8 protein-coding genes and 2 tRNA genes are annotated in these 13,296 nt (G+C 68.0%); 6 read left to right on the forward strand and 4 right to left on the reverse strand.

The window, feature by feature from the left end; genetic code table 11:
• Positions 1-28: 28 nt before the first annotated feature.
• The 3 genes from ACOGXA_RS11730 to ACOGXA_RS11740 all read left to right on the forward strand — a co-directional run bounded on the left by ACOGXA_RS11730 (position 29) and on the right by ACOGXA_RS11740 (position 7,252).
• A complete protein-coding gene (locus ACOGXA_RS11730; RefSeq protein ID WP_419924057.1) occupies positions 29-6,865 on the forward strand; it encodes a S8 family serine peptidase in 6,837 nt (2,278 codons plus the stop codon).
• A 223-nt stretch (positions 6,866-7,088) separates the two neighbouring features.
• Positions 7,089-7,163: transfer RNA gene (locus tag ACOGXA_RS11735), tRNA-Asp, on the forward strand.
• Between the two features lie 13 nt (positions 7,164-7,176).
• Positions 7,177-7,252, forward strand: a tRNA-Phe gene (locus ACOGXA_RS11740).
• 69 nt (positions 7,253-7,321) lie between these two features.
• Here ACOGXA_RS11740 and ACOGXA_RS11745 read toward each other — a convergent pair.
• From ACOGXA_RS11745 to ACOGXA_RS11755, 3 genes are read right to left on the reverse strand one after another with little or no spacing between them, the layout of a single operon-like run.
• Complete coding sequence (locus ACOGXA_RS11745; protein WP_419924058.1) at positions 7,322-8,374, reverse strand: isopenicillin N synthase family dioxygenase; 1,053 nt, start codon at positions 8,372-8,374, stop codon at positions 7,322-7,324.
• A gap of 55 nt (positions 8,375-8,429) precedes the next feature.
• Positions 8,430-8,897 (reverse strand): VOC family protein, encoded by a 468-nt coding sequence (locus ACOGXA_RS11750; protein WP_419924059.1) that lies wholly within the window; start codon positions 8,895-8,897, stop codon positions 8,430-8,432.
• 52 nt (positions 8,898-8,949) lie between these two features.
• A complete protein-coding gene (locus ACOGXA_RS11755; RefSeq protein ID WP_419924060.1) occupies positions 8,950-9,831 on the reverse strand; it encodes a phytanoyl-CoA dioxygenase family protein in 882 nt (293 codons plus the stop codon).
• Between the two features lie 32 nt (positions 9,832-9,863).
• Here ACOGXA_RS11755 and ACOGXA_RS11760 point away from each other — a divergent pair, with 32 nt between their 5' ends.
• A complete protein-coding gene (locus tag ACOGXA_RS11760; RefSeq protein WP_419924061.1) occupies positions 9,864-10,424 on the forward strand; it encodes a ChbG/HpnK family deacetylase in 561 nt (186 codons plus the stop codon).
• Here ACOGXA_RS11760 and ACOGXA_RS11765 read toward each other — a convergent pair whose 3' ends face one another.
• Positions 10,425-11,111 carry a class II aldolase/adducin family protein gene (locus ACOGXA_RS11765; protein WP_419924062.1) on the reverse strand — a complete coding sequence of 229 codons (687 nt, stop codon included), beginning with the start codon at positions 11,109-11,111 and terminating at the stop codon, positions 10,425-10,427.
• A 34-nt stretch (positions 11,112-11,145) separates the two neighbouring features.
• Here ACOGXA_RS11765 and ACOGXA_RS11770 point away from each other — a divergent pair, with 34 nt between their 5' ends.
• Both ACOGXA_RS11770 and ACOGXA_RS11775 read left to right on the forward strand, forming a co-directional pair.
• Positions 11,146-12,093, forward strand: a complete 948-nt coding sequence (locus tag ACOGXA_RS11770; RefSeq protein ID WP_419924063.1) for a ketopantoate reductase family protein — start codon at positions 11,146-11,148, stop codon at positions 12,091-12,093.
• A gap of 7 nt (positions 12,094-12,100) precedes the next feature.
• Positions 12,101-13,288, forward strand: coding sequence for an alpha-hydroxy acid oxidase (locus ACOGXA_RS11775; RefSeq protein WP_419924064.1), 1,188 nt, complete (start codon positions 12,101-12,103; stop codon positions 13,286-13,288).
• Positions 13,289-13,296: the final 8 nt, after the last annotated feature.

The raw sequence follows: 13,296 nt of genomic DNA on the forward strand, positions 1-13,296 counted from the left end.
GTGTTGTGGCTGGTCTAGGGTGTTTGCGGTGAGGAGTCGGCGGAGCCTCAGGTCTCTTTTGGTGCTGCGGTTGGGGGCTGGGGGTTTGGTGTTGGCGCTTTTGGGCGGGGCGCTCCACAGCGCGCCGGCGGTGGGCGAGCCGGCGCAGTTCGAGTCGGCGTTCGCCGCTGGGGGCGGGGCTGTGGTGGGGGTGGAGTCGCCGGCGGTCGATGGCGGGGAGTTGGGCTCAGGCGACGGGCCTGCCCCTGGGGATGATGGGGAGTTCGGTTTGGGCGACGGGCTGGCGCCTGAGGACGGGTTGGGCGGTCCGGGGCTGGGCGAGGCGGTGCATGAGTTGGGGGTTTTGGATCTGGTGGGCCCCGACGGTGTTTGGACCATGCAAGACGGTGGCCGCGCGGTTCCGCTGCGCCTGTTGGGTGAGTCGGAGGTCGCGGAGCTGGGCGATGCCCGGTCGTTGGCCGCGTCGTCGGCGGCCACCGCCTATGCGCCGGGAGCGGCTGGGAACGCGTCGGGGGCCTCAGCGTCGGGAGCGGGAGCAGCCGCGAGGCCCGACACCTGGTTCGTGTCCGACACCGGGCAGCCGCATCTTTTGGTGGGCGGAGTGAACGTGCTGTTCGGTCCGCATGTGGGCGGGCCGGCAATCGACGCGGTGTGGCGCCGCCACGGCGTCGCGCCGGAACGGGTGTCGCCGCTGGGCGAGCTGCCCAACGCGTTCTTGGTGAAGACGGTCTCTGACGCGGAGTCGCTGCGTCTGGCCGACGCGTTGTCGGCCGAGCCGGGTGTGGAGGCCGCGGTTCCCAACACGTTCACGCCGTTCGAGATGGGGCAGGTCTCGTCGGTCGCCTCGGGAGACTGTTCGGTCGCCTACCAGGGCTGTACCTGGCACACGGCGGATGCGAGGAGCCGATGCAACGCATACACCGACCCCTGGCCCGACGAGCTGTCGAGCTGCCAGTGGCACCTGGACGCGTCGGGCGACTACCGGTTTTCCCCGTATTGGGTGCCGGTGCGAGTCAGCGATCCGAGGATCGATATCAACATCGGCGATGTGTGGTCCACGACGATGGGGGCCGGGGTGACGGTGGCGGTGGTGGACACCACCTGGAATCCGAACCACGAGGACCTCGTCGACAACGTGGACAAAGCGCGGACCAGGAACATGTGTTACCACATATATTTTGAGAGCCTGACTCACGCCACTGCGGTTGCCGGGGTTGTCGGCGCCCGCGACAACGCGGTGGGCGGGCGCGGGGTCGCGCCCCGGGCCACGCTGGTGAACTACAACCTGTTGGACTGCTATTCCTCGGCGAAGAGGGCCGAGGCGCTGACGCTCGACATGGCGACGGTGGCGGTGGCCAACCACAGCTACGGCGATCCTCCTAGCCAGGGGCTCTCTCCGGCTGGCTCGATTTTTCAGCGGGCTTTGGAGACCAGCCTCGAGCAGGGGTTCGGCGGCAAGGGGACCTCCCATGTGACGTCGGCCGGCAATGGCCGCGACAGCACTCGTCCAGGACGCTACTGGGAGGCCGTGGAGGCCTCCAACAACCATCGCGGCATGATCACGGTGTGCGCGGTGAACTCGGCGGGGATACAGGCAGATTTCTCCGAGGAGGGCCCCAGTCTTTGGGTGTGCGGGCTGGCAAGGGAGCGGGGCCAGGCGGGGATCCTGGCGCCTGTGAGCCAGAATCACTACACCGCCCATTTCGGCGGAACCAGCGCGGCTGCGCCGATGGTGTCGGGGGTGATCGCGTTGATGCGCAGCGTGAACGCCGAGTTGACGTGGCGGGATGTGAAGGTGATCCTGGCCGACACGGCGCTCATAGTCGACGCGCAGGACTCGGGCTGGATGAGCGGCGCCCGGAAGTACAGTTCGACAGGGCCGGGGGCCGAGGTGTACTTGTTCAACTACCGGTACGGCTTCGGTTTGGTGGACGCCGAGGCCGCGGTGGCTGCCGCTGCGGGCTGGACGCTGTTGCCCCCGATGCAGACTTACGCGGCTTCGCACACCGGCGATGTGGCGCTGCCGGGGCGCGGCGGGGAGATCGAACTGGCCCTGGATTTGCAGACGAGCATCGATTTCACCGAGCACGTCAAGGTCACCGTCGCCGGCGACATATCGGACGTCCGCGACTATCGGTGGACGCTGGTGTCGCCGTCGGGCGCCGAGTCCCTCCTGGCACCGGAAGACAGTGATTGCAGGGTGGGCCGGTGCTCGTTGCGGGGCTCGTTCGATTTCGGGTCGTCGCGCCACCTGGGCGAGAACGCGAGGGGCACTTGGAAGCTGAGAATCCAGCACATGCCGACCTGGCCGAACTGCGGTGATCGCCGATTCCGGCACCCCTTGCACTGCGACGACAGCTACAGGGAGGTCATCAGCTCGTGGGGCGTCAAGGTGACGGGGCACACGGGCGGGCCGACGGAGCCGGTTTCTTTGTCGGTTTCGGCGGCGAGCGTCGCGGAGGGTGGGAGTGTGGATGTGGCGGTGTCGGTGGGCGGCCCGGCGCCGACCGAGGATCTGGTGGTGCCGCTGGCGTTCGCCGGTGTGTCTGCTTCGGCGGGCACCGACTACACCGCGCTGGCGTCGGTGACGGTGCCGGCGGGTTCGTCGTCGGCGACGGCCCAGATTTCGATCGCCCAGGACGTGGTGCATGAGGGGGAGGAGTCGTTCGCGGTGAGGCTTGGTGCTTTGCCGTTGGGGTATCGGCCCGCGTCGGGGATGGTTGTGGTGGCGATCGACGACGATGATCCGCTGCCTGTGCTGTCGTTGCACGCCGCGAGCGCGTCGGTGGCCGAGGGCGGCTCGGTGGATTTCACCGCGCGGCTCAGCGGCTTGTCGTCGAAGGATGTGACGGTCAACCTGTCCGCGTCTGCGGTCGCTCCGGCGGTGGCCGGCGACGGGTGGCTGGGCTCGCCGGCGGTGTTGAGGGTCCCGGCGGGCTCGACGGCGAGTTCGGGGCCGGTGGCGTTCGCGGCGTCGCAGAACGACGTGTACGAGCTGTCGGGGTCGGCGGCGAAGACGTTCGAGGTGTCCGCTGCGGTGAGCGGCGGCAACGGCGTGGCCGATCCGGCTGCGATCACGTTGAGGATCGTCGACGACGAGTCCGCCCCGGTGGTGTCCATAGCGGCGGGCCCCGCTGTGGCGGAGGGTTCGGCGGCGGAGTTCACCCTCACCGCCGACCCGTTGCCGTCGGCCGGTCTGGCGGTGGGCGTGACGGTGGCCCAGCAGGGCGCGTTCGGCGCCACAACGGGCGCGCGGACGGTCACCATTCCCGCGTCGGGCCGCGCGGTGCTGTCGGTGAGGACCACCGGCGACTCGGTTGGGGAGCCCGACGGGTCGGTTACTGTGACGGTCGTCGCGGGCGCCGATTACACGCCGCCGTCGGAACCGTCGGCCACTGTGGCGGTGTTCGACGACGACGCTGCGAGGCTTCGGGTGTCGATAGCGGCGGGCCCGGATGTCGCGGAGGGCTCGGCGGCGGAGTTCACCCTCACCGCCGATTCGGCGCCGCCGGCCGGTCTGGCGGTGGGCGTGACGGTGGCCGAGCAGGGCGCGTTCGGCGTCACAGCTGGCCCGCGGACGGTGATGGTCCCTGTTTCGGGCCGGGTTGTGCTGTCGGTGGCAACGGTTGGCGATTCGTTAGGGGAGCCCGACGGGTCGGTTACCGTCGCGCTGGTCGACGGCCTCGCCTACGACCTGGGCGCCAGCAGCACGGCGGCCGTCGCGGTGGCCGACGACGACGGAGGCCCGGTGCCGGTGGCGGTCTCTTTGTCGGCGGCGGACGCCTCGATTTCTGAGAACGGGGGCGCGACCGATTTCGAGATCGCTTTGAGCCGGGCGCTCAGAGCCGGCGAGGTGGTGAGCGTGCCGATAACGGTGTCGGGTGTGCCGGGCAGCGACTGGCGGCTGGGCGACCCGGCGGGGCCGGGCGTGGTGCGCACCGGCTATGGCAGCGCCACCGCGGTGGAGTTCACCGCGGGAGGGAGCATGGCGGTGATGCGCTTCGAGGCCATAGACGACGACGCTGCGTTCGACCGGCCGATCACGTTCGCGTTCGGCACCGGAACAAGAGCCCCGACCCATTCGGGCGTCGCCGGAGGTCTCGCGCTCGGCGGGCCGGTGACCATCACCGTCGCCGACAACGACCTGCCGCCTGCGTGCGCCGGCAGGCCGACGGTGTCGGTGGCCGACGCTGCCGCTGTGCGGGGCGAAGACCTCGAGTTCGTCATCAGCTTGAGCTGCCGCTACAGCGGCAGCATCACGGCGCACTACTACGTCGTGTACGGGGACGACTGGTCCCCCACCAAGTCGGTGACGTTCGCCAGCGGCGACACGTCCGCGACGGTGAGCGTGCCCACCGCCGACGCCGCCGAGGTCCTCCTCAGCGTGGTGTGGGCCCCGGGCGCGGCCAACGCCCTAGGGCAGCCCAAAGGAACCGGCACCATCACCGACACCCTGCCGGCGGTCGCCATCTCCGCCGGCGCCGACATCACCGAGGGCGCCGCCGCGGCGTTCACCATAACCGCGGTGCCCGCACCCACAAGCCCGCTCACCGTCACCATGGACGTCTCCCAGACCGGCGACTTCGCCTACCAGTCGGGGCGGCGAACCCTCGTGTTGAGCAACGGCACCGCGACTTTCTACGTCGCGACCCGAGACGACAGCATCGACGGGCCCGACGGGTCGATCACCGCCACGCTGGCCGACGGCGCCGGCTACGACGTGGGCACCAGCAGCACCGCCACGGTCAGCGTCGCCGACAACGACGACCCGCCGCCGGTGGTCACCATCGCAGCCGGAACCGACGTCACCGAGGGCCACAGCGCGACCTTCACCGTCACCTCGGCCCCCGCGCCGGCGAGCCCGATCGCGGTCGATGTGACGGTGTCGTCCGTCGGGGACTTCGGCGCGACGACCGGCGCCCGGACGGTGACGATCCCGACCTCGGGAACGGCGACGCTCTCGGTCGCAACCATCAACGATGCGATAGTTGAGGCAGATGGGTCAGTGACGGCGTCACTGGCAGACGGCGCCGGCTACGACCTGGGCGCCACCAGCACCGCCACGGTCGCCGTGGCCGACGACGACAACCCGGCGCCGCAGGTGGACATCACGGCCAGCTCGGGGGGGACCGAGGGCACAGATGCGGTGTTCACCATCACCGCGGCGCCGCAGCCGGCAGCCAACCTCGATGTGGCCGTGGAGATCACCGCATCAGGCGATTTCGGCGTCGCAACCGGTTCGCGCACGGCGACGATCTTGTCGGGCACCTCCCAGGCGACCCTGACCATCGCCACCGCAGACGACGGCGACGACGAACCCGACGGGTCGGTCACCGCCACACTGGTCGCGGGCACCGGCTACACCGTCGGCCCACAGGCATCGCAGACCGCGCCGATAACCGACGACGACGACCCCCCGCCGGTCATCCCCGAGATCAACATCACCGCCCCAGCCGACCGCGTCACCGAGGGCGCCGACGCGACCTTCACGGTGACCGCCACCCCCGCCGCCGCGGTGCAAGTCGCCGTCACAGTCACCGCCGCGGGAGACTACGGTGCCACCACCGGGCCGCGCACCGTAAACATCCCCGCGGGCGGCACGGCGACTCTCACCGTCGCCACGACCGGCGACAGCACAGACGAGGCCGACGGCTCTGTCACCGCCGCTTTGGACGCGCCGGGCGCGGACGCGGGCTATGTGGTTTCGGACAGCCAGGGCGAGGCCACCGTCGCGGTGGCCGATGATGATGTGGACCCGCTGACGGTGTACATGATCTTCTTTTCGAGGTCGATCGACGAGAACGGCACGGGCTTTGACAATCAGGCGCTGTTCGCCATTGCGCCGACGCGTGTTTTGCGGTCTTGGGAGACGCTGACGGTGCCGTTGAGCGTGACTGGCGGCGATGAGGGGACGCATTGGACGATGCGCGATCTGAATGATCCCGACGCGGTGTTCGCGAATGAGTTCGAGGTGAGGTTCGGGCCGGGTGTTGACGGTGTTGTGTTGGAGCCGGGTGATCAGCGTGTTGAGTTGGTGTTGACGGCTGTGGCTGACAGCGACTGGGCCGATCAGGCGATAACTGTGTCGTATGGGACCGGCAGTCGGGCGCCGACGCTGAACGGCAGCACCGAGGGGGTGACGCTGGGCATCTCTTGGGGGCCCGACGGCGTCGAGCGCGCCGACGGATCCACCACCGTGGTGATCATCGACAGCGACGACCCGCCCCCGCAGATCGACATCACCGCCGCCACCGGCGGAACCGAGGGAACCGCTGCCGCGTTCACTATCACCGCGTCGTCGCCGGTCGCGGCCGACCTCGACGTCAGCGTCGATGTCAGTTCGTCGGGCGACTGGGGCGCAACGGTCGGCACGCGGACGGTGACGATTCCCAAAGGCGCATCGCAGGCCACCCTGACAGTGGCCACAACTGACGACAGCGCGGATGAGCCCGACGGATCCATCAGCGCCACGCTGAGAGCAGGCAGCGGCTATGAGATCGGCCGGCAAGCAGCACAGACCGCACAGATCCTCGACGACGACGACCCGCCCCCCGAGCCCGCCATCCCACACTGCGCCGCCAACCCCAGGGTGTCGGTGGCCGACGCCACAGCCCAAAAAGGCCAAGACCTCCAATTCGAGATCAGCTTGAGCTGCCGCTCAACGCGCGACGTCACCGTCTACTACGCCGTCGCCCACGACCGAAAACTCGGCGACGTCATCACCATCACCATCGAAAGCGGCGAAACCGGCGCAACCGTCAACGTCCCCACCGCCGGCATCGACGCACACATCGAGTTCCACATCGTCTACCTCATCGGCGCCGCCAACAACACCGCCAAAGCCAAAGCCACCATCACCAACTAACCCCCAACGGCTCGGCAGCAATAGATGTCAGGCGGCAATGGGAGTCGCAGAGCATGCCCGTCTGCTCGGGGCATTCGTCGGCATCGTGGCGCCGCCCCACCGGTGGTGTGGGAACTAGGAAACTGGGCAGGCCCAACCAAGCTCAATATGAATGGAGAAGGCCCCACAGCGCGCGGGTAGAGTAAATGGACCCCGTCACTGCCTAGCAGGGCAGCGACGACAAGGTCCCGTGGTGCAGTTTGGAGTGCACGCCGGCCTGTCAAGCCGGAGGTCGCGGGTTCAAATCCCGTCGGGACCGCACAACAGAATACGGTCGGGTAGCTCAGTTGGCAGAGCGTCCGCCTGAAAAGCGGAAGGTCACCGGATCGACGCCGGTCCCGACCACCACCCATCCCCACGGCCCGGAGCGAAGCCCAACCCCGCTCCGGGCCCTGCCCTTTGTTCGGTGCCCCTCCCTCAGCCGTAGTGGGCGGCGACGTTATCGGGGTAGCTGCGGGCGAAGTAGTTCCAGAGCTGCTCGCCGTAGGTGGAGGGACGATGAGAGCTGGACATTTCGGCCACGCCGGCGGTGGTCTCGGCGATGCTGGCCATGAAACCGGCGCTGTTGTGGTGAGGGCTTGCGGCTACGGCAGCGGCATAGCGCTCGTGCAGGGGCAGCGGGGCCAGGCCAACGTCCAACGAGGGGCCGTGGAAATACCCCGCTGAGTAGCGCTCCTCGGTGGTGATTACCCGGTGGGCGGTGGCCACCAGGTAGTTGCCGGTCATGGCCTGAAGCGTCTCCCCCAGGTTGATCACATACGACCCCTCAACCGTGGGCACGTCGATCCATTGGCCATCCTGGTTCTGCACTTGCAGCCCTGCGGTGGGACCGGGGTCCAGCACGGTCAAGAACCCGGTGTCGTGGTGGGGGTTCACCCCGGCCTCGCCCTCGGGGGTGGGGGGATAGTGGATGAACTTGGCCAGCGACATGGTCTGGGTGCCGAAGTACTGCTCCAGGTGGTCCTCGGCCAGGCCCAACCCCAGCGAAATCGCCCCCATAAGGCGGTTGGCCAGGCCACCCAGTTCGTCGAACCATTGGTTGGTGAGCTCTCGATGTCCGGGGAGGAGCTCGTCGGGCAGCCACTGGTTGGGGCCCAGCAGGCGCAGGTAGTAGGGCTCGACGTCTTTGGGATAGGCAGGCCACTCGGTCCACCAGTCGATCTGTTCCCGGATGTCGGGACGGTAGTTGGTGTACTCGGCCCCCACCGGCTCCCAGCCCCGGAAGTGGCGGGAGCCCCGCTTGTCGATCAAGGCCTTCTGCTCGTTGGAGAAGTCGAAGAACTTCCGCAACATGGCAAAGATGTCATCGCTCAGTGTGTCGGACACCCCATGGTCCACTACCAAAAAGAAGCCGACCTCGTGGCAGATCCGGCACAATTCCGCGGCCAATTCCATCCGTTCGTCCAGCGAACCCGAAAGCGGATCGAGGTCGACCACCGGAATCTGATCGAACGCGGCGGGAGCGGTCACGTTGCCAAGCGTAGTGGTCTCGGCCGGGGCCCCTGGCCAGCGGTCGGCCAAGAAATCAGCCGAACTCCCCGCCGGCAAACCAGCGGTCGAAGGCGGGGCGCATAGCCACGTCGATGAGCTCGATCCTCTGGCCGGTGCTGGGTGGAACCAGAAAGGCAAAGCCCTCTATACCACCGTCGCCGCCAGCCCCTCCGTAGGTCAGCTCGCACCCTCCGGCCATCAGCGCTTCCATGTCGCCGCGGAGGTTGTCGGTCCAATAGCCGAGGTGGTTGAGCCCTCCATAGAGATCGACGTCCCAGAACGAACCTTTGGGGCCGTCGGCCAACTCGAGCTGCACCGGGCCCTCCACCGAGTAGGAGAATCGCACGCTGGTTGAAACCACTTCGCCGTCCACCAGCAGGTCGAGATCGAGCGACTGCAAAGAGTGCCACGACACCCCGGTGGCGGCCGATATCTCAGCCATGGCCTCCTCGACGTCGGCGACGACAATGCCAGCGTGGAACGGGTCGGTGATCAAAGCCATGGTGGCACGGTAGCCGGGTGCTTGTTGGCCGTGCTGATCGAGCCGGGCCGAGCTACCCCCGGTATTCGGAATCACCGATGTCGGTGACGAACTCGCGGGCATCTGCGTTGAACTCGGCCACCGCGCCGATGGTCTTGGCTTTGGCGGTGCTCCCCCGCAGCGCGGCCAGCGGGTCAATCTGGTCGCCGACATAGCCGAGGGCGAAGGCGCCTTGGGTGTAGCCCATCATTCTCAGCAGATCGTCGTCGAGGGTGCGGGCGATCTCCGGTGGGCAGGCCAGGTACTGATTCTCCTCTTGGCGCACCCAGCCAACGGCGTAGGTTATGTTCACCCCCCGGCGCACACCTCCGCTGGAGTTGGCCCCGGCGCCGTGCAGCACTTTGCCGTCATAGAAGAGCACGCTGCCCCGGCGCATCTCGGCCTGGGCATCGGGCAGGCCGATGGCTTCGTCATCTGAGCTGCCGGCCAGGATGTGGGTGGCGCCGTTCTCGGCGGTGAAGTCGGTGAGCGCCCACATGGTGTTGCACTGCACGTGATAGTCGGCCCCGAAGGGGAAGAAGTCGAAGGCCATCTCGTCTCGGTGCAGCTTCTGGCGGGTCTCGCCCGGTTCTACCGAGATGATCTGGGTGAGATGGAGTTGCACCGCGCTGACATGGCCGAGGAAATGGCTGACGGTGCCGACAACCAGCGGGTCCATAACCAGCCGACGGGCCGTAGGACAACGGGCCACCAGAGCACCGGTTCGGCGGGTGAAGCGGCCGTCGTATTCGTCGCGTCCGGGGTCGGAGGCCTCAATGAAGGGCATCGCCTCGGCTTCGAGTCGGTCCATGGCCGCCCCATCGGCCACGTCGTCGACGATGGCGTAACCGAAACGGCGCAGGTGATCGCTGATCTCAGCGGGGTCGGCGGTGGACGGGAAATGACTCAGAGCCACGACCAGATGGTACGAGAAGTAGCCTTCGAGCGATGGTTCAGCTGGTGATCCACGCCGATGACGTGGGGATGTGCCACGGTGCCAACCGCGCCTTCGCGGAGTTGTCTCACTTCGGCACGATCACCTCCGGATCGGTGATGGTGCCGTGCCCGTGGTTCACCGAGATCGCCGAGACCGCGGCCACAGACGACGCTCTCGACTGCGGGATCCACCTCACGCTCAACGCCGAGATGGACCACTACCGCTGGGGACCGGTGAGCTCGGCGGGCCCGTCATCGGGGCTGGTGGATGAGCACGGCTATCTGTGGCGGGACGTGGCATCGGTGCGGCGCAACGCCCACCCCGATGCGGTGGAACAGGAGTGGCGGGCGCAGATCGACCGGGCACTGGCCGCAGGGATCAACGTGACCCACCTGGTGTTCTGCGCCTTCCACCCCAATGCGCCCGGAGGCGCTGAGATCGAGGTGATCGAACCGGAGAACTTCCATGTCCGTACCGACGAGTACGAGTTGTTCGGCACCGCCGACTGGAGGGAATGGTTGACGAGCCAGCCCTACGAGCTGGTCTCGATGGGAGATTTAGCTCAGCCGTAGCTAGCCGGTGGGGTGGGCGTCGAGGTGGCGCTGGCCTTGGCGGCGCATGAGGATCCAGGTCTGCTCCAAGTAGCCGGCCTGGTCGTCCACCAGCTTCTTCAGCCCGAGCCTCAGGTGCTCGGGGATCTCCGGGGCGTCGGTGGGCTCCAGAGCAACGTCGAGCTGGGCTTGGTCTTCCAGGGTGGCGTGGAGGGCCGCGGCCCGGTCCAGGGTGGCCCCCACGGTTATGGCCCCATGCCACGGGATGATCACGGTGTGGTTGGTTTCGATGGCCGGCCCGATGGACTCGAAGCGGTCGTCGGGGCTGAGCACCTGGTCGTCGTGGAAGATGCAGCACAGGTTGTGGCGCATCTTCAGCGGCCGGGCCAGCGAGGCAAGCGCGGTGATCCACCGGCCGTGGCTGTGGACGATGGCGTTCACATCGCGGCGGTGCTGGTACACCCCGGCGTGGAACTCAAATCCCAGGCTCACCTCCCGGTTGCCCTCCAGCAGGTTGCCGCCGTAGTCGAGTTTCATCACGTCGTCGGCGGTCACCTCGCCCAGGGTGCGGTCGAAGGCATTGATCCAAAAGGCGTCCTCTCCGGTGGCCCGAACGCTCACATGGCCGCCGATGCCGGTATCGCACCCCCGGACAGTCAAGGCCCGACAAGCCAACACAACGTCGTGGACAATCTCCGGAGCAGTCATGGCTCTAGGCTATGGCACAGATGAAGGCTAGCCAATGACGACCGTGGTTGTGCTGGGGGCCGGGGCGCTGGGCTCGGTGTATGGCGCCTGGTTTGCCCAGGCCGGTGCCGAGGTGACTCTGGTAGCCCGTCCTGCCCACGCAGAAGCAATCAATCGAAACGGACTGCGGATCGACGACCAGCCCCCTGTAGCGGTCCGAGCAGTCGTCGACCCTGCCGAGGCTAGTGATTGCGACATCTTGCTGTTGACCAGCAAGGCGTTCGACAACGCCCCACTGCTAGGCGGCTACCAGGGCTCCACCCAAGCTGCCTTCTCGGTGCAGAACGGGGTGCGCCAAGCTGAGCCAATGGTGGACCGGTTCGGTTCTGCTGCGGTGGGCTGCGTGTCGCTGGTGGGCGGCACGCTGGGCCAGCCCGGCCACGCCTCCCACTCATTTGACGGCCCCACCTTGCTGGGCGACCTATCCACCACGGCGCCGGGCACGGCGGCGGCCATTGCCGCGGCCCTGCCGGAGCGCAAGCTAGAGGTCCAAGACGACATCGCCCCCGCACTGTGGTCTAAGGGGGTACTGGCCGCCGCGGCCATGGGTGTGGTGGGGCTGACCCGGCTGGTGTACCACCGCATCTTCCTCATGCCCGAGACCAGGGACGTCTTCTACGACCTGGCCTGCGAAGGGGCTTCCATAGCAGAGGCAGAAGGAGTGGGACTGATCGACGGCCACGGCCCGTTCCAGGTGAGGGCGCTCACCCAAGAGAGCCGAACCGAGGCCCATAAGCGGCTGGCAGCCGTGGGCAAGCGGATGGAGGCGGCCGGAGAGACCCAGGTACGGGTATCCATATTGCAGAGCATCGACCGAGGGCGGCCGTTCGAGGTCCAGGCGGTTTTCGCCGACTTGGTGGAGATTGCCGATAGCCACGGGCTTGAAGTGCCAACGCTGCGGGCCGTCACCAGGCTTTTGACCGCGGCCATGCCAGGGGGATGACAAGACGATGAAACTGCGCGGCCTGGCCCGGATGCTGGCCCGAACCCCCAAGGGGGCCAGTCGCTGGCACTCCTACGCCGACTTTCGGGAGGCCGCCCGACGGCGGCTCCCCAAGATGGTGTTCGACTTCGTCGAGGGGGGCGCAGAGGGCGAGCTGACCATCGCCGCGAACCGGGCGGCCATCGATGCCGTGGAACTGGCCCCCAGCTATCTGGTGGACGTGGCCGACCGGGAGGTGTCCACCACCGTGCTCGGCCGCCCCGTGTCGCTGCCGTTCCTTTTGGCCCCGGCCGGGCTGGCCACGCTGGTCCACCGGGAAGGAGAGCTGGCCGCGGCCCGAGCCGCTGCTGCCGCGGGCACCGTGTTCGCGGTGAGCACCGGGTCGGGCTACTCGCTGGAAGACATCGCGGCCGCCGCCCCCGAAGGCCGGCGGTGGTTCCAGCTCTATCTGTGGAAGAGCCCTGAGGTGGTGCGGTCGCTGGTACACCGGGCCCGAGACGCTGGTTACGAGGCCCTGGTGCTCACCGTTGACGTGCCGGTGGTGGGCAAGAGAGAGCGCGACCTGCGCAATGGCATGTCGCTGCCTCCCCGCATCCGCTGGAACAGCGCCCTGGACACCGCCCGGCGACTCCGGTGGCTGCGCCAGTTGGCAACCGGCCCCGACATCACCTTCGGCAGCCTGGTGGATCTGGGCATCGGCGATGATGCCAGCGCAATCGGCGCCTATGTGGACCGGGAGTTGGCCGACCCGTCCCGCACCTGGGACGACGTGGCCTGGCTGCGGCGAGAGTGGGACGGCCCGCTGCTGGTCAAAGGAGTGATCACCGTGGCCGATGCCGAGGCCGCCGTGCGGTGGGGGGCCGACGGGGTGATCGTGTCCAACCACGGCGGCCGCCAGCTCGACTCAGTGCCGGGGGCTTTTGCCGTGCTCCCTCGCATCGCCGAGGCGGTGGGCGACCGGGCCGAGGTGCTGGTGGACGGCGGCTGCCAGCGGGGGACCGACATGGTGAAGGCCCGGGCCCTGGGCGCCCGGGCTGCTATGGGCGGTCGGAGTTGGTTCTGGGGCTTGGCCGTCGCCGGCGAGGCCGGGGTGGCCCGAATGCTCGACATCTACCGCAGCGACATCGATCGCACCCTGGCCCTGGTCGGCCGCCCCCGCTTCGACGACATCGGCCCCGACCTCATCGCCGAATAGGCAATACA

Source organism: Candidatus Poriferisocius sp., assembly GCF_965208475.1.
Lineage (GTDB): Bacteria > Actinomycetota > Acidimicrobiia > Acidimicrobiales > Bin134 > Poriferisocius.